We start from the raw sequence: 24282 nt of genomic DNA, 5'->3' as shown, positions 1-24282 counted from the left end.
AGCTGATGCTTTTAAATAAGGCATGTTAATGAGCAAACCACTCTTATATAAGAGTGGTTTTTTAATATATGTTTAGATGATTCCACATGCGATACGGCTACCACCACCGCCAAGAGGTTTAGGCGTATCGGAGTAGTTATCTCCACCATTATGGATAACTAATGCATGTCCTTTTATATTTGCAAGTTTTAGGCGTGGTGCAATACTCGTTTCTTTAACATCGCCATTTGTATTTGCAGTTAATAAAGGTAAATCACCAAGATGACCTGTGAAAGGAGTGCCATGATGCTCTGCATGATTTGGATTGAAGTGACTACCTGCTGCGAGTGCAGCTGCTATTTGTCCATCTTTTCCTGTAGGTTCACATGAGCCATATTCATGTACATGAAAGCCGTGAGGACCTGGTGGAATATTGATAAGGTTGGTTTGAATTTTTAATCCGTTAGCAGTATCTTCTAAAGTTACTGTACCTATTTTTTCTTCTATGCCTTGTGCAGATACAGCATAAATTGGAACTGTTTCCATTGATTTTTCATGATTTGAGTAAAGTGTACTGCATCCAGTAATCATTAAAATACTTGAAAAGCATAATCCAAGTGTCTTATAGAGTCCATTTATTTTCATTCCTTTATTCCTAGCATTTCAATTATGGCTTGATGAAGTTATATAACTATTTTGAATGAATATTTGTGATATTTTTTTAATTTTCTGAATCAAACCTACAAAATTTTATAATGTTTATAGTTGAAAAGCATTGTTTTTTAGCATGTTTTAATCAGTTACATGTTTGAATTTAAATGTAGTTTTTATGTGATTGATTAATAGTTTCCGTAAACAATCTTATTTATTTTGATTATTTATAAATTAAGTGCTTTCAGATGTATTGAGAAGACCATGCTTAAAGGTTTTTAATACTGTAATTTAGGATTTATGTTTGTATTTAAAGAAATACTAATGCATTCATTTTATGAATCATTTTGAAATAATATCAGATAAATTTATTTTTTTAAGCGATTGATAAAGATTAACTTAGTGTGCTAGTTTTGAGGATGAAGGACATAAGAATTTAGTCAACTCATGGAGATAAAGAAGTTACTATCTATATCTTTTAGTATGTATTATTTATTTTTAATTTGTAATAGATATATAGGTTAAGTACTAAATTTTTACGGAATCATAAAGTAAAAGCATCTTTTTTAAGAAAACTCATGCTATCTTAAATTGATGCTTTTTATTAATCATGGAGTGAACGCAAAGAAAAGGTTTTTCTATACTAATGTAGTATGTGCTTTAGGATACATAATCTCTAAGGTGTATTTTCATCGTGTAGAGGAAGTGTAGAGTCTGTTTTATTGACTTAATCTTGCGCTATTTTAAATAGTTTAATGGAGTCGGAAATGTCATATTTTGCGATTATATTTGAAACAGATGAAGGGAACTATGGGCGTGTGGAAGACGCAATTCATACCGTTTCTAAAGGAAATTGCCAAAAAATCTTACATAATTTTTGGGTAGTAAATACACTTTATCCTGATGCCAAAAAAGTTCGAGACTACATTAAAAACTATTTAAAACTCGATTTTGACGATAAAGTATTCGTAACTGCTATTAAAGAGGGGGAGTCACCGTGGGCCTCTTGGGGGCTAGAAAAAACAGCGGTTGATTGGTTAACATCAAAAGCTCAGTCTCATAGCTAATACAATTTTAAAGAAGATGGAAATTTTAATTTCAAAGGTGAATATAAATGATTAATGTTGCTATTAATGGATTTGGTCGTATTGGTCGTAGCTTCGTTCGCGCACTTCAAGCAAAACAAAGCGAAATTAATATTGTTGCAATTAACGATCTAGGGTCGGTAAAACAGCTTGCACACCTATTAAAGTATGATACGGCATTTGGCAACTTTCCTGAAGAAGTTAAAGTGGAAGAAAACGCGCTATACATTGGCGGTAAAAAAATTGCAGTTTACCAAGAAAGAGATCCTGAAAACTTACCTTGGAAAGAATTGAATATTGATGTTGTTTTAGAGTCTACGGGTGTATTTGTAAGTGGCCCTGCTGCATCTAAACATTTAAAAGCAGGTGCGCGTAAGGTTGTTATTTCTGCACCAGCAAGTGAAGTTGATTTAACAATTGTTCAAGGCGTAAATAACGATCTATATGATAAAGAGAAACATAATATCGTTTCAAATGCATCTTGTACGACAAACTGCCTAGCACCTTTGGCAAAAGTACTTAATGATAACTTTGGTATTGTTGATGGATTTATGACAACAATCCATGCTTATACACAAGATCAAAACTTACAGGACTCTCCACACAAAGATATGCGCCGTGCACGTTGTGCAGCACAAAATATTGTGCCGACATCTACAGGTGCAGCGAAAGCAATTGGTTTGGTTATTCCTGAACTAAAAGGAAAATTAGACGGTGGTGCAGTACGTGTACCCGTAATTACAGGTTCAATGGTTGATTTAACTGTAAATTTAAAAGAAACAGTAACTATTGAGCAAGTAAAAGCTGCTGTTAAAAAAGCTGCTGACAATGAAATGAAAGGTGTATTGGCATACACAGAAGATGAAATTGTATCTTCAGATATTATTAAAAACCCTGCATCTTCAATTTTTGATGCTGGTTTAACGAATGTGATTGGTGATAAATTCCTGAAAGTAACAAGTTGGTATGATAACGAGTGGGGCTTTTCTAATCGTTTAATTGATACAATTCAACAAGTTGCTGCAAAATAATTTTTATAAGAAATTTTACTAATTAAAAAAAGCCGATATTTTATATCGGCTTTTTTATCGCTATGTCTAATATATCTACATTAAAAAGAAAAATGCTATACATCTGCATCATCACTATAACGCTTTATTAAACCCATTTATTTTAAAGTTTAAATACTAGAAAGAGAGTATTTGCTTAACTCTATGAATTAATTTAAGAAGGTTATTGAAGGTTATATATTGTTATATGAAGGGAGGTAATGGCAGGTATTAGTTTGCCATTTTCTATGTCATTTACATTTATTTATAATGATAAAGTGTATTAAAAAATTATAAAAATAATTTATATTTAATGGGTTACTATAAATATTTTTGTAGTTTAACTAGGCATATATATCTAAAAAAATAAAATAGTAAGCCATGTTATAAAAATAATAGTTAGCGCGACAAATTGAGCTGCACTTCCCATATCTTTTGCAATTTTTGCAAGTGGATGTCTTTCAAGTGAAATACGATCTACAACGGCTTCAATTGCTGAATTAAATAACTCGACAATAATAGCAATAAGACCAACAACTATCAGTAATATGTGTTCAGATCTAGATGCTTCTACCGCAAAACTGATTGGTAAAAGGATTAAGTTTAAGTAAATAATTTGACGAAATGCAGCCTCATTTTGAAAAGCTGACTTAAAGCCTGAAATTGAATAATGAAAAGCATTAATAATGCGTTTCAGTCCATGATTTCCTTTAAATGGAGAATATTGACTCATAATCTGTAAATTGAGCAATGAACAAGACAATGTATCATACCGTGTATATTATTAAGTAACAGTTAAATTTAATTTGATATAAAAAATTACATCTAAATGTAAGTTTTTCCGTTGTGATACGCTGAAAGTGGTATTCTGCTTTTCTTTTGAAAGATGCATTGAATTGAGGCGATAAATGCAAGAAAAAACACAGCCTTTTTATATAGAAAATGGTGTTTTACAAAGGGTATGTCAACTACCATCTCCAAATTTTAATCAACGTCCTGAAGAAAGTGAAATTCAACTTATTGTTATTCATAATGTGAGTTTACCTCCTTCCCAGTTTGGGCAAGGATACATTCAGCAGTTTTTTCAGAACAAATTAGATTGGGATGCACACCCATATTTTCAGACAATAAAAGGGATGGAAGTTTCTGCACATTTACTTATTTTACGTACAGGTGAGATAATACAGTTTGTTAATTTCCAAGATCGTGCATGGCATGCAGGGCGTTCGACTTATTTAGGCCTGCCTGAGTGTAACGACTATTCAATAGGTATTGAGCTTGAGGGAAGCGATGACTTGCCTTTTGAGGAAGCCCAATATACATCACTTGTAGATGTCGTTCAGTGTTTAAAGCAGGTATATCCAAAAATACAACAGCATATAGCAGGACATTCTGATATTGCACCTGTGCGCAAAACTGATCCTGGACCATATTTTAATTGGTTACATTTTAGAGCGCTATTAAATGCAGCTTCATGATAATAATTGATCTTTTAATGAAAAAAATCCATCCATTTTAATTAAAATGGCCACATTAAACTAAATTTAGGTATAAAAAATGGCGCTTTGGCGGTCGACATTTGTCGTAAGTGCAATGACGATGCTGTCACGTATTTTAGGGTTAGTACGTGATATGGTTTTGTTAAATGTATTTGGAGCAGGCAAAGAGTTTGATGTCTTTGTCGTTGCATTTAGGATACCGAATTTTTTCAGGCGATTGTTTGCAGAAGGTGCATTTTCTCAAGCATTCATTCCTGTTTTAACTGAATATAAAACAAAACTACATGTTGAAGTACAAATACTCATTAGTCGTGTTTTCGGTTGTTTATTGCTGTTAATGTCATCATTAACACTGATTGCTATGCTTGCTGCACCTGCAATTATTTATGTATATGCTCCTGGCTTCCATGAGCATCCAGATAAATTTGTCGATGCAGTGCAGATGTTTCGTTTAACGATTCCATACTTAATGTTTATGTCATTGACGGCATTTGCAAGCAGTATTCTCAATAGTTACGGTTCTTTTTTTAGTCCTTCCTTCTCTCCTGTTCTACTCAATGCAATTATGATTGCGGGTGCTTGGTGGCTGACACCTTATATGCAAACACCAATTATGTCATTGGGTTGGGCTGTCATTGCTGCGGGTATTATTCAGCTTGCGATACAAATTCCAGAGTTATGGCATAAAAAACTACTAATTCCACCAAGAGTAGATTTTAAACATGAGGGTGTAAAAAAGATTCTACGTTTGATGCTTCCTGCATTATTTGGTGTATCTGTAACGCAAATTAATTTATTACTAAACACTATATGGGCGTCGTTTATGCAAGATGGTTCTGTTTCGTGGCTTTATAGTGCAGAACGCATGACGGAACTCCCACTAGGGTTGATAGGTGTTGCAATTGGTACAGTGATATTGCCTTCACTTTCAACCAAACATGCTGAACAAGATGCTGAAAAGTTTAAAGGTATGATTGACTGGGCTGCACGCGTTATTATTTTAGTCGGTGTACCTGCAAGTCTAGCATTATTTATGTTGTCGACCCCAATTATCCAAGCACTCTTTCAGCATGGAGAGTTTACGCTTAAAGATACGAGAATGACTGCATTAGCCTTGCAATGTATGAGTGGTGGTGTACTGGCATTTATGCTTATTAAAGTCTTCGCACCTGGGTTTTATGCACAACAAGATACGAAGACTCCTGTACGCATTGGACTTGTGGCGGTTGCTGCTAATGCATTAATGAATGTTATTTTAATTACGTTATTTAAGTATATCGATTGGCATGCACCACATATGGCTCTAGGAATCTCCTCATCATTTTCGGCACTTGTAAATGCAGGTTTATTGTATTATTTCTTACATAAGCGAGATGTTTTTAGATTTGGAGCGCATTGGAAGAAACTAGCAGTCCAATATCTAATTGCAAATATTGTGATGGGAATTGCTTTGGCTGTTGGTATTCACTTTTATAATGGACAGCTCTCGCAGTGGATGCGTATTACAGAGGTACTTGGTCTTTGCTTTGTTGGTGCAGTTGCCTATGCATTTACATTATTAGTTGTTGGTTTTAGACCACGACATTTAAAACCATAGTCCTTGACCAAAACTAGAAAGTAGCCAAGGTGCTACTTTCTAGTTTTAAATATAGTAGATATAAAAATTTATTAACAATGGAAGTAAGTCATTTAATTTATTTTGATAAGATAAAAAAATATTGTTTATCTCATTTTGTATTGTATAAACTGAAACTTAAAGTCTTGAAAATGTATGCATTATAAATTAATTTTCCCTTACTATAGCTATTACTGACTTCTGAATACGAAATAAATACAGCCAAGTAAGCATCCCATCGCCCATAGGTAGTCTAATTTAAAAGGTTGTTTAAATAAAAAAATCATAAAGGGTGTAAATACAATAAGTGTAATAACTTCTTGCGTAATTTTGACCTGACCTAATGACCATTGAGTCTGTGATAAGAGTCGGGTTGCAGGAATCATAAAACTATATTCAAGCAGGGCAATACACCAACTTAATAAAACAGCCTTCCATAAAGGAGAATCGTGCATAAATTTTAAATGGCCATACCATGCGAGAGTCATGAAGCAATTTGAAATAATAAGAAGCAGAATTCCGTAATACATCATTGTTCAACATTCGTCTTAGATAACTGATTATAATTTATCTTTTGATGCAATCGTTTAAAATTTAAGTAGGATATATGCAGAATATTTTCTACATGCTTATGAGCAAAGGTTAGCTCAATATCAATGTAAATGATGCTTTGAAACATGACAAGTAATATACGCATCGATACGAACTTACAGAACATTAAATAGAAATTAATTATTTTTGAACTAGGCAACGGCAGCTTTAAAATTTTAAGTATTTTAAGTTTCATTAATCGTCTATCACGATAAAATGAACGATTCTTCTTATATGTACCCAAATATGACTAAATATCGTGATGTAACTATGATTCTTTATTTATATCGAAATATTTGATTTATAGATTGTGGGTGATAGAGCAGATATTCTGAAGTATCGACATTTGCAAACATAAATTATTTTAGAGCTTGATAGAAGCTAGCCGATGTGAAAATTTTTTATCTAAAATAACATAAATATCTCCATTTTCTAGGGAATTGGCATGTGTAGTGCATGTTTAATAGAAGTCATATTTGGTGAAATCCATCAAGAAATTATTCAGTTAAATGAAAAATAATCAGATCATATGTTTACTTGCGTAGCTTAATATTCAAAAGTGCAATTTTGGAAATTAACTTATAACAGTAGAAAGAAAGGCGAGGTATAAGATGAATGCAATCCCAATCGTAAACTTAGTAAATAAGCCTTGTTATAGCCAATTTGAAGAAAGAGATTGGGAAATTTTATCGCAATATTGGTATCCCGTAGCGACTATAGAAGAACTTTCCATACAACCTAAACAAGTTACTTTATTAGATGTGAAAATTGCAGCTTATAAAACAGAAAGTGGAGAAATTCATTTAGTGCGTGATATTTGCCCACATCGTGGTGTTCCTTTGACTAAGGGGTGGGTTGAAGGTGAAGATATTATTTGCCCATATCATGGACTACGCTATAACGCTGAAGGAAAGTGTATTCAAATTCCTGCACAGCCTGATTTAATTAAAATTTCAGATCGGTTTTCGTTAATGAAGTTTCCAGTCATTTTAAAATATGGTTTGGTTTGGACCAGTTTACAAAATAGAAATCCTGAAACTGCACTGCTTCCTGAATTAGATACATGGGAATATGAGGAGCATCAAAATATTTTACCGCCATTTGTAGATATTTCGGGTTCAAGTGGTCGCCAACTTGAAGGGTTTATCGATGTTGCACATTTTGCATGGGTACACCACAATGCATTTGCGACACGTGAAAATCCAATTGTTCCTAAATATTCAACGACAAAAACAAGTTATGGGCTACATACTGAATATGTGAGTAATGTGAGCAATTATCCACATGGTCTACAGCATTTAGCGCCGAAAGATTTCTTATGGAAACGTGTGTTTGATGTATATCCACCATTTTCAGCAATATTGACAATACATTTTCCAAATGATGGTGTATTAAAAATACTCAATGCTTGTTGCCCAACTTCTCATAATAAAACCCGCCTATTTGTACCACTTACGCGTAATTTTGATACTACAGGAGATTTACAAGCAGTCTATGATTTTAATGCACAAATTTTTTCTGAAGATCAGGAGTTTGTCGAGTCACAAAAACCTGAGGAACTACCTTTAGATTTAACAATGGAGGCGCATTTTGAAGCAGATCGTTCTTCGACGATGTATCGCCGTATTTTGGCAGATTTAGGATTAAGTAAGCATTATACTGTATAGCAAAATAGAAATTGGGGGCAGAGTAGAAGAACTCTGCCTAATTTTTTAAACTTTTTTTAGACTAAATAATAAATTGAGTGCGATTGCTGCAAAAGTGGCTGTACCAATGCCACCTAAATTAAAGCTACCAAAGTGTAGCTCAAAGTTGCCAGCACCTAAAATAATAGTTACAGCAGCAATAATAAGGTTGTGGTTTTGTGCAAAATCAACTTTATTTTGAATCCAAATTTTTGCACCTGCAATGGTAATTAAACCAAATACAACAATAGATGCACCCGTAAGTAGTGCCGTTGGAATGGTACTAATTACAGCACCAAATTTTGGAGATAGACCTAGTAAAACTGCAAATAGACCTGCAATCATAAAAATAATTGAAGAATAGACACGTGTAACCGACATAACACCAATGTTCTCACCATAGGTTGTCATGCCGGGTGCTCCAAGTCCACCTGATAAAGTGGTGGCAATACCATCTGCAAAAAATGCTTTTCCAAGTTGTGGTGTTAAATTCTCATTGGTCATTGCACCAACTGCTTTAATATGCCCAAGATTTTCAGCGACTAAGATAAGTGCTACAGGAGCAATAATTAAAATTGCATTTGTATCGAATGTTGGGTGTGTAAATGAAGGAATACCAAACCATGGTTGAGCGGCAATTTTCCCAAAGTCGATTGCTTGTCCTAATCCTAAAACATTAGTTGCAATAATATAAATAATGTAAGAAAGGATTAGTCCAAGCAGTAATAAAAGACGTTGTAATAAACCTTTGGTGAAAACAGCAACTCCACCCATACATAAAATGGTAATAAGAGCCATCCATGTATCAAATGGATTACCTGCAATAGATTTTACTGTAACAGGTGCAAGGTTTAGACCAATAATCATGACTACTGCACCTGTAACGACAGGTGGCATGAGTTTCTCAATCCACTGCGTACCTGTCCCCATTACAATCAGACCGATGAGAGCATAAATGATACCGCATGCCATAATACCGCCAAGCGCAACACCTAAACTTGGGTTTGCACCTGCGCCAATGGCGTGCCCTGTTGCTGCTGAAACTACTGAAATAAATGCAAAGCTTGAACCTAGATAACTCGGTACACGACCACCTGTAAGTATAAAAAATAAGATAGTGCAGATACCCGACATTAAAATTGCAAGATTTGGATTAAATCCCATAAGAATAGGTGCAAGTACTGTTGCACCAAACATCGCAAATGTATGTTGTAAACCTAAAATGATGCTATGAGATGCGGGAAGATATTCGTTTGTTGCAACAGGACGATTTTCGGTTTCACCCTGATACGGGCGCCATTGAGGAAACCATGACATAAAAGCACCAAAGAGGCAGACAAAATTAAAACTATGATACGCGTTGTTGAACTAAATTTCTGCAAAAAAATAATATTTTTCATAATCTATAGGTGCATAAATTAAAAATAAAGTAATGAAAAATATAAAATATTAACTGTTTTTAATTTTTTTATTGGTTGTCTGTTGATGAATAACAAATATAGAGAGTAGATGACTACGCTCTATATCTATTATTGTTCCTAAATACATCTAACCTGTATTGCGTAGACCTGCAGCAATACCTGTGATACTGACCATGAGTGAATGGTCTACAGGTGTATGTTCCGCATGATGTTCTGCAACATAAGCACGGCGACGACGCATTAATTCGGCTTGCAATAAATGTAGTGGAAGTAGATATGTTTTACGCACACGCATTGCTTGGTCAAGTACTTCATTCTGACTTAATAGCTCAGATTCACCTTTTAAACGAAGTAATGTATCAATCGCATCCTGTAGCCGTTGACGTAACTCGCTGCCTAACGCATGTAAGTTTGGATCATTTGTTAGATGTGCTTCGTAATACCAAGCAACATCACCATCTGACTTCGATAGCACCATCTCTAGCATATCGATAAGCGTTTTGAAGTACGGCCATTCTTGTAGCATTTCATCTAGTTGTGATTTTTTATCTGCATTCAGTATTTCATCTAATGCTGCACCTGTACCTAACCATGCAGGTAGCATTAAACGAATTTGTGTCCAAGCAAATACCCATGGAATTGCACGTAATGACTCAATGCCACCACTGACTTTACGTTTTGCAGGTCGAGAACCTAGCGGTAACATCTGTAATTCAAGCTCAGGCGTAACAGTACGTAAATAACTCACAAAGTGAGGGTTTTCACGTACAGTATCACGGTATACATGCACAGATGTTTCAGTCATCTGATCCATGAGAGTACGCCATGCCTTTTTCGGTACAGGTGGTGGGAGTAATGTCGCTTCGAGTGTGGCTGCGGTGTAAATTTCTAAGTTTTGCAAAGCGATGTCTGCGACACCAAACTTAAAGCGAATCATTTCTCCCTGTTCAGTTACACGAATTGCACCTGAAATTGAACCTGGAGGTTGAGAGTAAAGCGCTTGTTGTGTTGGTGCACCGCCACGACTAATTGAACCGCCACGACCATGAAATAGGGTTAAGCGTACATTGTGTTTTTTAGCAACCGCAGTCAGTTCTTCTTGTGCACGGTACTGAGCCCAATTTGCAGACATAAATCCTGCATCTTTGGCAGAGTCCGAGTAACCAATCATAACTTCGTGTTTACCCTGAATATGCTGTTTATACCAATGCATATTAAAGAGTGTATCCATTGCTTTTGAAGCACCATCTAAATCTTTTAGTGTTTCAAAGAGTGGTACAACACGTAGAGGTGTTTGAATACCTGACTCTTTTTGTAAGAGTAGAACAGCCAATACATCACTTGGATGTTCTGCCATTGAAATAATGTATGCACCTAATGATTCAGGTGGTTGCTCTGCAAGTGTACGCATAGTTGCAAACACTTCTTGTACATCAGGATGGTTAATTAAACTCGTTTTTGGCTCATGAATAACCTTAGGAAGTAGAGGGCGTTTGCTTTGTAACTCGTTGAGTAAAAAGTTTTGTTTTGCTTGTTCTGTCCACGTTTCAAAGTTCCCAAGACCTAGATATTCGGTAATGGCTGAAATTGCTTGGCGGTGACGTGTAGATTCCTGACGAATATCAAGTTTAAGTAATTCAATACCAAAACATTGAACACGATGAATAAAGTCGAGTAGGTTGCCATTTGCAATCTCTGCAAGATTACATTCAATTAATGATTTATGACAAAGCATTAAAGGTTCTAATAGGTCATTTTTATGACGAATTAAGCGAGGGTGATCTGTGGTTGGATTACCTTGTAACTTATCTGCAAGCCATTCATGTGTTAAGCGTAACCGTTCACGTGTATCTCTTAAATACTCTCGATATGGTTCAGAATGGTCACTGCCTAATGCTTCACGTAATTCTGGTGTACACTCCTGAATAGATAGTTCCCAGCGTAAGCTTTCTAGATCACGTAAATATAAGTCGGTTGCTTGCCAACGAGAGAACCAAAGGACTTGTTGTGTCACTTTATATGTAACATTTGGGTTTCCATCACGATCACCTCCCATCCAAGAAGCGAAACGTATTGGAGTTGCATCTATTGGTAATGGCTTACCACATTTTTCTTCAACCAGCTCACTAAGTTCACGTAAAAAGCGAGGAATTGCTTTCCATAATGTTTGCTCAATAACTGTGAAACCCCATTTAGCTTCGTCTACAGGTGTTGGGCGTTGTTGACGAATCTCATCGGTATGCCATGCCGAACATATTAAATGTTTAAGTTCTTCAATAATTTTTGTACGTTGATGAGGTGTTAATTTTTTCTGATCTAATGTTTCTAAACAACGATTGATATTGTCATATTTTTGAATAAGTGTACGGCGGCTGACTTCTGTTGGATGAGCAGTAAGTACAAGCTCAATACTTAAATCACAAATTTGCTGATATAGCGTTTCTTGATCAATATTGTGCTGCTGTAACTTTTCAAACAATGGAATGAGTGGATTTGGCGATGTTCTTGCTGTATCGAATTCTGCTTCTCTACGTCCACGAACAACATGATATTGCTCTGCAATGTTTGCGAAATTTAAGAAATGGGTGAAGGCACGTGTGAGTGGGAGAAAAGCATCATCTTCTAAGTTTAAAAATAATTCTTCTAACTTTTTCTCAGCTTCGATTTGACCATCACTTGCGCCTTTTGCTAACCCACGAATTTGTTCAACCTGATTAAATAGATCTTCTCCAACATGCCTTTTTAAGGTTTCTCCAAGGAGATTACCTAAAAGGCGAACATCATCGCGTAATGGAGCATCGATATCTTGTGCCATAATAAATTCCTTCTAGGGAGTATGTTTCTTATAAAATAAAGAATGATGCTTTGAATTATTAATCCTCAATAATCTCTTTCAACCATAGCAAATAAATATCGAAAAATCTTTAGCCATTGGTCTAGCACTGACGTAAAAATAGAAAAGATTTAAGTAACTTATTTTTATAGTTAGTATTGCTAGAAAACATCTAAATAAATGACATAAATACTTACATTTTGTTTAGTGTTTTTGTGAATTATGCCTAAGTATTAGGGTATTGGAGATGCTAAATTTACAAAACTCCATTATAGTAGTGGGCTAATTTTAAAAGATAATTTCAAGCAATGATCCATGGCATCATAAGAGGTCATGAGAGAGGTCTAGACTACATGGGGCAAGACGATATTCTCAAGCACCGACGTTCAATAAATTGGGCATATTTTTTTATGTTTTTTGCTCTATTTACTGTCATTACGGGTGTAATTGCCTACTTTTTATCTGCAAAAGTTGCACAAGCACAAGATGTAGAAGTATGGATGCAGACACAAGCGCTTTGGATTATGCGTAGTATTATGTTATTTGTTACCACAATAATATTTGCTGTGTTGTGGTTTATTCCATTACATTTTTACTATTGGGATACCTTTTTATGGGTAAAAGGGTGCATGGTTGTGGGTGTTATTTTTGCCTTTATTGCATGGATGATGCTACTCAATGCTTTTATTAAAGGACTAGCTAAGTATATTAAAAATAAAGCAGTTTTTTAATACATTAAAAAATCTAAAATTCTCCCCTTGTAAAATAGTAAAACAGCCCAATCTATTGGCAAGTTATCGTATTTTTTTCAAATTCCGTAAGGAGCATCGCCTATCATGGCTAAACGTGATTATTATGAGGTTTTAGGCGTTTCTAAAACCGCAAGTGATGATGAAATTAAAAAAGCCTACCGTAAGTTGGCGATGAAATATCACCCTGACCGTAACCCTGACAACGAAGAAGCTGAAGAAAAGTTCAAAGAAGCAAGCGAAGCTTATGAAGTACTTTCAGATGGCGAAAAGCGTAGTATGTATGACCGTATGGGGCATAATGCATTTGAGGGTGGCTTTGGTGGTGGCGCGGGTGGCTTCGGCGGCGGCGGTTTTAGTGCTGAAGACATTTTTAGCCAGTTTGGTGATATTTTCGGTGGTGCATTTGGTGGTGGTGGCCGTGGTCAACAGCGTCAACGTAAAGGCTCCGATCTTCGTTATGTAATGGAGCTTTCGCTAGAAGAAGCAGTTACAGGCGTTAAAAAAACCATTACATTTACTGCCCCTGCACCTTGTGATACTTGCGATGGTAAAGGCTCTCAAAATCCAAACGATGTCCAAACTTGCCCAACATGTCATGGCGCAGGTCAGGTACGTATGCAACAGGGATTCTTCTCTGTACAGCAAACATGTAGTACATGTCATGGACAAGGTGAAATTATTAAGAATCCATGTGGTACATGTCATGGTTCAGGTGTAAAAGACCGTCAACAGTCTTTAGAAGTTACTATTCCTGCTGGTGTAGATAATGGCGATCGCGTTCGTTTAACCGGTAAAGGTGAAGCGATTCGTAATGGTCAAGCAGGCGATCTTTATGTAGAAGTTGCTGTACGTGAACATGCAGTATTTCAACGTGATGGTGCAGACCTTTATATGGATGTACCAATTAGCATTGCAGATGCAGCGCTTGGTAAAGAAATCGAAATTCCAACGCTCGACAGCCGTGTAAGTTTGAAGATCCCTGAAGGAACACAAAATGGAAAAGTTTTCCGTTTACGTGGTAAAGGAGTTCGTCCAGTACGTGGAAGTATGGTTGGTGACTTACTTTGCCGTATAGTTGTTGAAACACCTGTTAATTTAACAAGTCATCAGCGTGATTTACTTAAAGAACTTCAAGCTTCTATGGATGGTACAGATCATCATTCAAGTGAAAAGAAAAAATCTTTCTTTGATCGATTGAAAGAAACATTCGATTAATTTCTTGAATAGCTTTTAAAAAACCTACCTTTAAATGGTAGGTTTTTTTATGTTTAAAGAGAAATAGAGCATTTTAGTTTGTTATATTAGATGATATAAAAGAGTTAATTGTTAGGAAAAGAAGATGTCTAGTTCACCTCGTATTGGTATTTTAGGTGCAGGCGGTCGAATGGGCCGTATTTTAATTCAGGCGGTACAACAGGCAGGTCATTCTCTAGCTGCTGCAGTTGAACGCCCTGAAAGTTCACTCGTAGGTGCTGATGCAGGTGAGATTGCAGGTATTGGTAAACTGGGTGTAAAAGTTGTTGGTGGATTAGAGTCTGTACTTAATGATGTTGATGTAATTATTGACTTTACTGCACCAGTAGCGACTGAACAGCATCTAAAGCTATGTCGTGAAGCTGGTGTTGCAATGGTGATTGGTACAACTGGTTTTTCTGAAGAACAAAAACAACTTCTTGAAGAAACTGCAAAGCATATTCCTATTGTATATGCTGCTAACTACTCAGTGGGTGTGAATGTTTCCATTAAACTGCTTGAACTCGCTGCCAAAGTATTTGGTGATACAGTTGATATTGAAGTGATTGAAGCACATCATCGTCATAAAGTAGATGCACCATCTGGCACAGCGTTGATGATGGGTGAAGCAGTTGCTGATACATTGGGTCGTAATTTAAAAGAAGTTGCTGTATATGGTCGTGAAGGGTATACAGGACCAAGAGACCGTCAAACAATTGGCTTTGAAACGATTCGTGGTGGTGATATTGTAGGTGAGCATACAGTTATGTTCATTGGTGAAGGCGAGCGTGTAGAAGTAACACATAAAGCAACTAATCGTATGAATTTTGCTTCAGGAGCTGTTCGTGCTGCTGCTTGGGTTTCTGGTAAAGACGCACAAAAATATGATATGCAAGATGTACTCAATTTGAAAAAATCTTTGAATTGAAAGAAAAGCCTGAACTTAGTTCAGGCTTTTTTATAACGAGATTAGAAATATTTAATATTTTTATATAATACTGAGATCTAATATAATATAAATGTATAAAAATGAGTAAATTGTTATATTATTTTACAGAAATGAAAATGGTCAATGAATTGTCATGGTTTAAAGTTAAGCTAGGCTTCCTCATAGAAACATGATGTTATAGACCATGCCTTTAAGAAATAATGTAGAAGTGAGATCGAATAAAGTTATTTTACGCGTATTTTCATTTACAGATGCAGATGAAGCTTTTGAAGCAATTACACCTAGCATAGCAAAATTTATGCCTTGGGAAGCACCAAAGACACGGTGTGATTTTGAAAAGGTATGGAATGGTTGGAGTGAGAACCGTCAGCGTGGATTAGAAATAGTTTTCGCTATTCGTGACCAAAAAAGCCAAGAGTTTTTAGGGCTTGTTGGGCTGCATCGTTTAACGACTGCACCACGTATTGGTATTTGGATTAAAGAGCGTTGCCATGGCAAAGGATATGGTAAAGCTTCGGTACATGCTGTTATAGAATGGGCAGCTCAAGAGCTTGGAATTGAAGAATTTAACTATACCGTTGCCGAAGATAATATTCCAAGTGAGCGTATTGCTCTATCACTTGGTGGTGTTAAAAATGGGTATTTGGTTGGTTCGAAGTATAATGCTCAGATTTATAAAATCATTCACCATATTATGCCATTTAAAGAGGCTTTATAACTTTTGTTCTTTTAATGCATGGTAAAACTTACATACATAAATGAAATAAAAGGCATGGCTTCATTTATATAGCATATGTAATTTAGTTCTTAAAAGATTAAAACTATTATGCCCTAAATAAGGGCATAATAGATAAAAACATTAAGAAAAATCAGATTTTAATACAACACGATAACGAACATTGCCCGATTTTAAATGTGCAATCGCATCATTAATCTTTGACATTGAGAATAATTCGATTTGTGGTGCGATATTCTTACGTGCAGCAAATTTTAATAACTGGCGTAAGGCGAGAGGCGAACCAGTTGGTGAACCGCTAATTGATTTTGACCCACTAATGAGCATTGGGGCAGGCGTTGGAATAGGTTCTAATGGAATACCAAGAAGATGTACACTGCCATTTGGTGCAAGTGTTGCTAAGTAGCTAGACCAATCTAATGTTACATTGACTGTGCTGAGTAACAGGTCAAATTTGCCAACTTGAGATTTTAAAGCTTCTGAGTCACGACTATTGACAACATGGTCTGCACCCATAGCTTTAAGTTCATCAGTTTTATCTAAATTTGATGTAAAGGCTGTAATTTCACAACCCCAAGCTTTTAATAGTTTAATAGCAATATGACCAAGACCACCAATACCAATTACACCAACATGGTGAATAGCTTGAATATCATGTTTTAAAATAGGATCAAATACGGTAATTCCACCACATAAAAGTGGGCCTGCACTTTCAGGGTTTACTTCTTCTGGCAAAGGAATAACCCACTGCCATCCTGCACGAACTTTATCTGCAAAACCGCCAGCATGCCCAATAATCGTTGGCTTTTGCTCACCTGTGCAAAGTACTTGTTGCCCACCAATACATTGGTCACATGCTTCACAACTTTCAGCTGTCCAACCAATGCCAACACGTTGACCTACTTTTAGTCCTTTTGCTTCTGAACCTAGGCGTTCAACTGTACCAATAATCTCGTGACCTGCTACAACAGGGTATGATGAAATACCCCAGTCATTATCTAAGACTGAAATGTCTGAGTGGCATAGACCACAGTATTCAACTTTAACTTCAACTTGGTGAGGCTGTAGTTCACCCGCATCAAACTCATAGGCTTCAAGCGCTGCACCTTCTTCTTTTGCAGCATAAGCTCGGATGGTATTATTAGACATATGTTCTCCTAGATTGAGCCTTTAAATTCATTTAAATATACACAAATTTTCGTGGTCATTAACCATGCCTGATGCTTGCATAAAGGCATAGCAAATGGTTGGGCCAACAAATTTGAAGTGGTGTTTTTTGAGTGCTTTTGACATGTTTTGACTTGCCAATGTTTGGCTTGAAATAAGCGTATAGTCCAGCACATTATTTCTGATGGTTTCACCACCGATAAAAGACCAAAGCCATAAAGGAATATTCTCTATTTCACGATTAAGGTTTTGCCATGCAATCGCATTATCTCGAATTGAAAAGAGTTTACCTTTATGCCGAATGAGACTTTTATCTTCCAATTTATGAAGAATTGCTTGATTTGATATTTGCGCGATTTCTGCAATTGAAAATTGAAAAAAATGTTTTTGATAAGCCGATCTTTTTTTTAGTACAGTGAGCCATGAAAGACCTGCTTGTTGACCTTCTAGGCAGAGCAGCTTAAAAAGTTGGTGTTCATTATAAAGTGGTTTTCCCCACTCATGATCATGATAGTGAATATATAAAGCATCACCTAAACACCAACGACAGCGCGGTAAATCACTCATTGCAAATAATTCATAAGTTGGTGATATTTAAAATATCACTTTTTAGATAGGCAAAAAGTAGGTGTTACAAATACAAAACAGAGTATTTAACAAGTTTGCAAAATATTTTTAAATGCAGTCCATTCACTTATCTTCTGATCCCAGAAAAAGAGATCTGCTTGTTGTAATTCTTCTATAGAAAGTAAAACATCTTTACCTTTTTTCTCATTGAAGCCTGTGCTAATAAGTAAACCCTCCTCAGATATTTCCATAATCCAACCTTGATATGAAATATGAGGGAACACTATTTTTTGTTGATTACCTGATTCTGCAAATTCAATTAAAAATTCAAGTTGTTGGTTAGACATTAAAAATCACCATTTAAGTAAGGGAAGGGGTTTGTTGCACCGCGTCCTTTGCCTGTTAAATAAATACCATAATGTAGATGGCTTACGGTATGTTTAGCATTGCCACTATTACCGACATAACCAATTGTATCACCAATATGTATCTCATCTCCGACACTTAAACCACGTTTATGACGTAAGAGGTGGGCATAATAATGCCATGATCCATTAGGTCCTAAAATCCAAACAACATTGCCACCTAATCTATTGCTTTGTAGACTTGCGACAATTCCCTCAGTGGTACTTGTAATAGGTGTTCCACGTGGAGCCATAATGTCTATACCTTCATGACGCCTTCCTGAACTACGTGCAACACCCCAAGTGTCTGTGAGCTGTTGCTTTTGTACACCTTTTACAGGGATAGGAAGTATAGGACTTAAAGGGAGTTGTTTTAAATATTGTACTTTGGCGGCAGGAAGTACTTTGGTTTTGCTAGGCGTGTGCTGACAAGCACTTAAAAGAAAAACACAACAAATTAGTGCGAGTATAAAACGTAATTGTTGCACGATTGAATATCCTATAAATAGTGCTTTTAGTCCGATACCATCATTGTATAGTTCTTTATAATCTTTTGCATCGCTGTAGGAATACCACGTTTCTTTGCTTCATCTAGGCTAATCCACTCTCCACCAATTTGATCTGTTATGCGTTGCTTTTGATCATGTGTAATGTTGATACATTGTGTATCAAGCAACCATGTAAAGTGAGTAAAGCTATGTTTAATTTGGAATGTTAGTTGAGAGGTAGGTAATTGAAGAGCATCATATTCTGATTGATTTTCATGGTCATAAATAGGCAGGCTCCAAAGTCCACCCCATAGCCCAAGAGAGGGGCGTTTATACCATAACCATGTACTTTCGCATTTTAGAAGTAATACATTGGCTTTTTTAATGGGTACAGGCTTTTTGGTTTTTTTAAATGGTAACTCGTTTTCTAAGCCTTGTTGATGTGCCTTACAGTGTGCTTGCATTGGACAGTATAGGCATAAAGGTTTCTTTGGCGTACACACCGTTGCGCCTAAGTCCATAATTGCTTGTGTGTAGTCATGGTTGCGCTCTGTTGGACAAAGTGTGGTTGCCAATGCCCACATTTCTTTTTCATGAACAGATTTACTGAGATCATTTTCAATGGCAAAGAAGCGAGCCAGTACACGTTTCACATTGCCATCCATAATGACGCCGTATTTGCGTAATCCCAATGACATGAGTGCCCCTGCAGTTGAGCGCCCAATACCAGGAAGTGCGATCCATTCTTCAAAGCTTTGAGGGAGATTTCCACCATTTTGAACAATTTGGTTTGCTGCTTTATGTAGGTTTCTTGCACGTGCGTAGTATCCAAGCCCTGCCCAATAGGGTGCAACATCTTCCCAAGATGCATTGCCAAGAGCATTTACTGTTGGAAATTGTTCAATAAAGCGATCAAAGTATTTTAGTACAGTCTTAACTTGTGTTTGCTGAAGCATAATTTCAGATACCCAAACTTTATAAGGGTTATCGGAAACTTGCCAAGGCAAGTCATGGCGACCATATTGATCGAACCATGTAAGTAATGCTTGAGAAAACGAAAACTGTGACATATTAACCCTACTTTTATCAGTAGCGTATTATAAGTCTAAATGAATTAAAAACGAATGTTCACTTTACAATTTATAAAGCTTATAACTCGGTTTTAGTCTAGTGTAGGCTGATGTACACCCCAGCGTTTATCGAGTTGTAGTTCTTGTTTTGAGTAACGTGGAATAACATGAATGTGTAAGTGTTCTGCTCGTTCTGCAAACACATCACCATCATTAAAACCAATATGATAACCAGAGGGTTTATATCGCACTTCAAGCTCATTACGTGCTTTATCGAGCAACGACATTAAGCTTTTACGTTCTTGGTCTGTAATTTCGAAGAAAGAGCTGATATGGCGTAAAGGAACAATAACAACATGACCTTTAGATAAAGAAACAGGTTCAGGAAACACTACACCAAACTCATTCTTTGCGATGATGTCGTATTCATCAACGTCACAATATATACAGTGTTTTGTAGACATGATGTGTTCTCTTTTGCCATATCAATGATGATATAAAAATTTTAATACATATCATCAATCTTGTGGATTATCTTTAGTCTAGTGCAGATTTCAAAAGATTATCTAAAGCCATTAAACTTTTTTGTTCAGCTTCTGCATTATAGGCAAGATCCACACCTGTTTTTTTAGAGCGCTCATCTGCAAGTGGATTCATAAACCCATGTTTTGCATTTTCTAATATCAAAATATGATGTTTCACTTCGGCATCGTCAAGTTCTTGTGTAATATTTTTCACATCTTCTAAACTAACCATGCTGTCATCTTTACCATGACATATGAGTGTGTTGGCTTTAAATACCCCTTTTTGTGCAGGGTTCTGTGTTTGTAAGTTGCCATGGAATGATGCAACGGCTTGTAGTTGTGCACCTGCTCGAGCAAGCTCTAAAACAACTTTCCCACCAAAGCAAAAACCGATTGCAGCGAGTTGATTTGGATTGACTTCAGGTTGTGCTGCAAGTGTCGCAAGTGCAGCATTGGCACGTTCGACAAGTGTATTTGGTTCAGCAAATGTTTCATTCATCCATGCATGTGCTTGGCTTGCTTCATCAGTTGTCTTTTTATCGCCATACATGTCTATTGCTAAGGCTGCATAGCCTTTTTTTGCAAGTTCTTTGGTACGTTGAACTGTATATTCATCGCGTCCCCACCATTCAGGCCCAACAATAATGCCTGCAACCGTCTGATCTGTTACAGGTGCCGCAAAGAAGCCAATGAGTTTTTTACCGTCATGTGCAGAATATTCGATTTCGCGTGTAATAATTTCAGTCATTTTTGTCCCTATTAAAGATACCAATTATTGTAGGAAGGCTTAATTTTTTGATTTAAATGATATGAATATAAGTAAAGATCAATCAGACGATCATTTCTTATTTTATGATCTTGTGATTCAATTCAGTCGTCAATATTTTTTATGTGTCAAAAAGCAAAGAAAACGGCTGTGATAAGAGAACACATCTTCGATTCCATGAACTGTTATAATATGTATTTTGTTGTACCTAAATAGGTTGAAGATGTCTTCATTACGTCCATCATTTTGGAAAAAATATCCATTAGAAGCGCTAAATAGAGATGAATGGGAAGCATTGTGCGATGGTTGTGGGCAGTGTTGTTTAATTAAGCTTGAAGATGATGAAACGGATGAAGTGGCTTATACAAAAGTGGCTTGCCAACTTTTGGATTGTTCAACTGGTCATTGTTCCGACTATATACATCGTAAGAATTTTGTACCTGATTGTATTCAACTTACAATACAAAAAATTACTGAAATTGCATATTGGTTACCGACCAGTTGTGCCTATCGCCGTTTATATGAGGGGAAAAGTTTACCTTCATGGCATTATTTAAATACAGGTTCTAGAAACAGTGTTATCCAAGCTAAAAAATCTGTTGCAGGACGCTGTATTTCAGAAAAAGACATCAATGATGATGATATTGATGAATATATTGTACGTTGGGTAAGATAACCCAACGTACCAGTAATTAGTGTGCATGTTTATGTTCATGAGATTGCTGACGTTCTGCCCATGCTTTTTTCACAATTTGCAGCCCACCTGAAAAACCAAGCACAGCCATAATAAAAGCAACAATTAAGTCGGGAAGAATACTTTGCGTACCAAATACACCCAGTGCAGCAAGTAAAACGGCAACATTACCAATCGCATCGTTACGGCTACAAATCCATACAGAGCGCATGTTTGAGTCACCATCTCTAAATGCATAAAGGACTAATGCACTAATAATATTTGCCACAAGTGCTAAAATACCAATTAGCCCCATAGTAATGGCTTCAGGTGGCTGTCCATTGGCATAAGACCATACGACTTTACCAACCACAAGACCTGCAAATAACAACATCATTGCACCTTTGAGCAATGCTGCATTTGCACGCCAATATAAGCTCATGCTTAATGCAATGAGTGATAAAATATAATTAAAAGAGTCACCTGCAAAGTCGAGTGCATCTGCCCAAAGCGCGGCAGAACCCGATTGCATCCCACCAATGACTTCAGTAAGAAACAAACTTAAATTGAGTACGAGTGCAATCCATAAAGCATTGCGAAATTTTTTTGAGTACGACTTTTTTGGAATGTCGTGACTGCAAGCACATCCAGCCATTTGAAAATCCCCCAGAACTTATTTAAACTCATTAGAAAGCTTAGAGTAACTCTAAGGTCAAGAGGTAAATATGAAATTTACAATTGGTGAATTGGCAAAAAAAACAAAACTGAGTGCAGATGCAATTCGGTTTTATGAAAAGAGAAAATTAATTGCTCCTGCAAAACGTGCTGAAAATAATTACCGTTATTATGATGAAGATAGTTTTACTCGGCTGACATTTATTCGACATTGTCGTGAGCTAGGCATGTCTTTAAAGGAAATAGAAGCATTGCACTTGCAATTGCAACATCCTTTAAATAACTGTGCTGAAGTAAAGCAAGTCATTACAGATCATTTGCAGCACGTAGAGGAAAAAATTGCACAACTTGAAGTATTTAAAACTCAATTGGCACAATTAAAAAACTCATGCCATTCTGATGAAACCATTCAAGCGTGCCAAATTATTCAGGCCTTGCAACGTTCAGATGAAGAGCAAGCTTTTGGGCAGGTAACAACGATTGATTTACATTAAGCCCAACAGAACACGTAATGTGCATGGCGATTTTTTGAAAAAAGCATGGCATGATGTGGCACATACTTATTTAAATTTTTATTTGATTACATATTATTCATGATGACAGACAGCCATATTCCTTTACCTGAGCGTATTCGCCCACGTGACTTATCTGAGATTATTGGGCAAGATCATTTACTCGGTGAAAATGCGCCTTTACGTCAGATGATTGATCAAGGTCATTTACCATCTATTATTTTTTGGGGGCCGCCGGGTGTTGGAAAAACAACAATTGCGCTCTTACTTGCACAAGCTGTTGACCGTCCATTTCTCAGTTTATCAGCACTCAATACAGGTGTAAAAGAGTTACGAGAAGTCATTGCTGAAAGTGGTGACTTACTTGCACCGGTTGTATTTATTGATGAAATTCATCGATTTAATAAGTCTCAGCAAGATGCATTGTTGGGTGCGGTCGAAAAAGGAAAAATTACCCTTGTTGGTGCAACGACTGAGAACCCTTCATTTGAAGTAAATAGTGCATTGTTATCGCGCTGTCAGGTTTATACCTTAAATGCTTTAGATGAGAAGGCCATCACGCACTTACTCAATCATGCCATTGCAACAGACAAAATTTTACAAGCACGTCATTTATTTATTGATGAGTTTGAAGCACTGATTCAGTTTTCGGCTGGCGATGCGCGAAAAGCATTGAACTTACTCGATTTGGTTGCTAGTACATTTGATGTGGATGAAGATGTAAATCATATTACCAACGCATTAGTGGTAAAAGTTGCACAGCAAAATATTGCCCGCTATGACAAAAGTGGTGGGCAACATTATGACCTTGTTTCTGCATTTATTAAATCTATTCGAGGAAGTGACCCCGATGCAGCATTGTATTGGATGGCACGTATGCTCAAAGGTGGAGAAAACCCATTATTTATTGCACGCAGAATGTTAATAGCTGCTTCTGAAGATATTGGTAACTCGAATCCAAATGCACTGTTACTTGCAGGCGAGTGTTTTAGGTCTGTACAAGTTATTGGTATGCCTGAAGCTCGTATTCTTTTAGGACAGTGTGCTGTTTATCTTGCAACTAGTGCGAAAAGTAATAGTACTTATCTTGCAATCAATAAAGCAATGGCACTTGCTGAAAAAACGGCAAATGTAGCTGTACCACTTCATTTAAGAAATGCACCAACAACTTTAATGAAAGAGCAAGGTTATGGTGTTGAATATTTATATCCTCACGACTACCCTGAACATTTTGTAACGCAAGACTACCTTCCCCCTGAGTTACAAGGAACAAAGTTGTATACGTCTGCACGCAATAAAAGAGAAGTTGAGGGGGAAAAATTACAACAACGCCGTTGGAATAAAGAACAGGAATAAAT

25 protein-coding genes are annotated in these 24282 nt (G+C 36.4%); 12 read left to right on the top strand and 13 right to left on the bottom strand.

Translation table 11 applies throughout. The annotated features are described in order from the left end of the window. Positions 1-72: 72 nt before the first annotated feature. Positions 73-618 carry a superoxide dismutase [Cu-Zn] SodC gene (gene sodC / locus AC1MPL_RS02265; protein ID WP_479766133.1) on the bottom strand — a complete coding sequence of 182 codons (546 nt, stop codon included), beginning with the start codon at positions 616-618 and terminating at the stop codon, positions 73-75. 779 nt (positions 619-1397) lie between these two features. Between sodC and AC1MPL_RS02260 the strand changes: the two genes are divergently transcribed. Both AC1MPL_RS02260 and gap read left to right on the top strand, forming a co-directional pair. Further along, positions 1398-1697, top strand: coding sequence for a hypothetical protein (locus AC1MPL_RS02260; protein ID WP_479763911.1), 300 nt, complete (start codon positions 1398-1400; stop codon positions 1695-1697). 47 nt (positions 1698-1744) lie between these two features. Beyond that, positions 1745-2746: a type I glyceraldehyde-3-phosphate dehydrogenase gene (gap, locus tag AC1MPL_RS02255; protein ID WP_479763909.1), complete on the top strand. Its 1002-nt coding sequence runs from the start codon at positions 1745-1747 to the stop codon at positions 2744-2746. A gap of 376 nt (positions 2747-3122) precedes the next feature. Here gap and AC1MPL_RS02250 read toward each other — a convergent pair whose 3' ends face one another. Beyond that, complete coding sequence (locus tag AC1MPL_RS02250) at positions 3123-3497, bottom strand: diacylglycerol kinase (RefSeq protein WP_479763907.1); 375 nt, start codon at positions 3495-3497, stop codon at positions 3123-3125. A 175-nt stretch (positions 3498-3672) separates the two neighbouring features. Here AC1MPL_RS02250 and ampD point away from each other — a divergent pair, with 175 nt between their 5' ends. Both ampD and murJ read left to right on the top strand, forming a co-directional pair. Further along, the gene (gene ampD, locus AC1MPL_RS02245) at positions 3673-4242 is read left to right on the top strand and encodes a 1,6-anhydro-N-acetylmuramyl-L-alanine amidase AmpD (RefSeq protein ID WP_479763905.1); all 570 of its coding nucleotides are present in this window, start codon (positions 3673-3675) and stop codon (positions 4240-4242) included. Positions 4243-4321: 79 nt separating this feature from the next. Beyond that, complete coding sequence (murJ, locus tag AC1MPL_RS02240; protein ID WP_479763903.1) at positions 4322-5860, top strand: murein biosynthesis integral membrane protein MurJ; 1539 nt, start codon at positions 4322-4324, stop codon at positions 5858-5860. Positions 5861-6069: 209 nt separating this feature from the next. On the opposite strand, the gene AC1MPL_RS02235 is transcribed toward murJ, so the two are convergent. Then, positions 6070-6411 (bottom strand): DMT family protein, encoded by a 342-nt coding sequence (locus tag AC1MPL_RS02235; protein ID WP_479763901.1) that lies wholly within the window; start codon positions 6409-6411, stop codon positions 6070-6072. A 669-nt stretch (positions 6412-7080) separates the two neighbouring features. On the opposite strand from AC1MPL_RS02235, the gene AC1MPL_RS02230 reads away from it, so the two are divergent. Next, entirely contained in the window at positions 7081-8136 is a 1056-nt protein-coding gene (locus AC1MPL_RS02230; RefSeq protein ID WP_479763899.1) for a Rieske 2Fe-2S domain-containing protein, read from the top strand. A gap of 45 nt (positions 8137-8181) precedes the next feature. On the opposite strand, the gene AC1MPL_RS02225 is transcribed toward AC1MPL_RS02230, so the two are convergent. Beyond that, positions 8182-9471 (bottom strand): solute carrier family 23 protein, encoded by a 1290-nt coding sequence (locus tag AC1MPL_RS02225; protein ID WP_479763897.1) that lies wholly within the window; start codon positions 9469-9471, stop codon positions 8182-8184. A 231-nt stretch (positions 9472-9702) separates the two neighbouring features. Then, complete coding sequence (gene ppc, locus AC1MPL_RS02220; RefSeq protein WP_479763895.1) at positions 9703-12390, bottom strand: phosphoenolpyruvate carboxylase; 2688 nt, start codon at positions 12388-12390, stop codon at positions 9703-9705. 371 nt (positions 12391-12761) lie between these two features. Between ppc and AC1MPL_RS02215 the strand changes: the two genes are divergently transcribed. From AC1MPL_RS02215 to AC1MPL_RS02200, 4 genes are all read left to right on the top strand, one after another. Continuing rightward, entirely contained in the window at positions 12762-13139 is a 378-nt protein-coding gene (locus AC1MPL_RS02215) for a hypothetical protein (protein WP_479763894.1), read from the top strand. A 105-nt stretch (positions 13140-13244) separates the two neighbouring features. Beyond that, the gene (gene dnaJ, locus AC1MPL_RS02210) at positions 13245-14375 is read left to right on the top strand and encodes a molecular chaperone DnaJ (RefSeq protein WP_479763892.1); all 1131 of its coding nucleotides are present in this window, start codon (positions 13245-13247) and stop codon (positions 14373-14375) included. A 124-nt stretch (positions 14376-14499) separates the two neighbouring features. Beyond that, positions 14500-15321, top strand: coding sequence for a 4-hydroxy-tetrahydrodipicolinate reductase (gene dapB / locus AC1MPL_RS02205; protein ID WP_479763890.1), 822 nt, complete (start codon positions 14500-14502; stop codon positions 15319-15321). Positions 15322-15550: 229 nt separating this feature from the next. Further along, positions 15551-16060 carry a GNAT family N-acetyltransferase gene (locus tag AC1MPL_RS02200; protein WP_479763888.1) on the top strand — a complete coding sequence of 170 codons (510 nt, stop codon included), beginning with the start codon at positions 15551-15553 and terminating at the stop codon, positions 16058-16060. A gap of 141 nt (positions 16061-16201) precedes the next feature. On the opposite strand, the gene ahr is transcribed toward AC1MPL_RS02200, so the two are convergent. The 7 genes from ahr to AC1MPL_RS02165 all read right to left on the bottom strand — a co-directional run bounded on the left by ahr (position 16202) and on the right by AC1MPL_RS02165 (position 21046). Beyond that, complete coding sequence (gene ahr / locus AC1MPL_RS02195; RefSeq protein WP_479763886.1) at positions 16202-17227, bottom strand: NADPH-dependent aldehyde reductase Ahr; 1026 nt, start codon at positions 17225-17227, stop codon at positions 16202-16204. A gap of 27 nt (positions 17228-17254) precedes the next feature. Continuing rightward, positions 17255-17812, bottom strand: a complete 558-nt coding sequence (locus tag AC1MPL_RS02190) for a DNA-3-methyladenine glycosylase I (RefSeq protein WP_479763885.1) — start codon at positions 17810-17812, stop codon at positions 17255-17257. Between the two features lie 86 nt (positions 17813-17898). Then, entirely contained in the window at positions 17899-18159 is a 261-nt protein-coding gene (locus AC1MPL_RS02185; RefSeq protein WP_479763883.1) for a hypothetical protein, read from the bottom strand. Further along, positions 18159-18704: a M23 family metallopeptidase gene (locus tag AC1MPL_RS02180; protein ID WP_479763881.1), complete on the bottom strand. Its 546-nt coding sequence runs from the start codon at positions 18702-18704 to the stop codon at positions 18159-18161. Before AC1MPL_RS02180 ends, AC1MPL_RS02185 begins: the two co-directional genes overlap by 1 nt. 26 nt (positions 18705-18730) lie before the next feature. Beyond that, the gene (mutY, locus tag AC1MPL_RS02175; protein WP_479763879.1) at positions 18731-19774 is read right to left on the bottom strand and encodes an A/G-specific adenine glycosylase; all 1044 of its coding nucleotides are present in this window, start codon (positions 19772-19774) and stop codon (positions 18731-18733) included. A gap of 92 nt (positions 19775-19866) precedes the next feature. Next, complete coding sequence (locus AC1MPL_RS02170; protein ID WP_479763877.1) at positions 19867-20238, bottom strand: HIT family protein; 372 nt, start codon at positions 20236-20238, stop codon at positions 19867-19869. Positions 20239-20311: 73 nt separating this feature from the next. Then, complete coding sequence (locus tag AC1MPL_RS02165) at positions 20312-21046, bottom strand: dienelactone hydrolase family protein (RefSeq protein ID WP_479763875.1); 735 nt, start codon at positions 21044-21046, stop codon at positions 20312-20314. 241 nt (positions 21047-21287) lie between these two features. Here AC1MPL_RS02165 and AC1MPL_RS02160 point away from each other — a divergent pair, with 241 nt between their 5' ends. Then, on the top strand, positions 21288-21740 hold the full coding sequence (locus AC1MPL_RS02160) for a YcgN family cysteine cluster protein (RefSeq protein ID WP_479763873.1): 453 nt from the start codon (positions 21288-21290) through the stop codon (positions 21738-21740). Between the two features lie 16 nt (positions 21741-21756). Here the strand turns inward: AC1MPL_RS02160 and AC1MPL_RS02155 are convergent, their stop codons facing one another. Beyond that, entirely contained in the window at positions 21757-22392 is a 636-nt protein-coding gene (locus AC1MPL_RS02155; RefSeq protein WP_479763871.1) for a cation efflux transmembrane domain-containing protein, read from the bottom strand. Between the two features lie 70 nt (positions 22393-22462). Between AC1MPL_RS02155 and AC1MPL_RS02150 the strand changes: the two genes are divergently transcribed. Then, complete coding sequence (locus AC1MPL_RS02150) at positions 22463-22906, top strand: MerR family transcriptional regulator (protein WP_023273280.1); 444 nt, start codon at positions 22463-22465, stop codon at positions 22904-22906. 102 nt (positions 22907-23008) lie between these two features. Beyond that, positions 23009-24280, top strand: coding sequence for a replication-associated recombination protein A (locus AC1MPL_RS02145; RefSeq protein WP_479766132.1), 1272 nt, complete (start codon positions 23009-23011; stop codon positions 24278-24280). Positions 24281-24282: the final 2 nt, after the last annotated feature.

Source organism: Acinetobacter sp. N1-1 (assembly GCF_056711485.1).
Note: the sequence above shows the minus strand (reverse complement) of the source record. Positions and strands in the feature narration are given on the sequence as shown.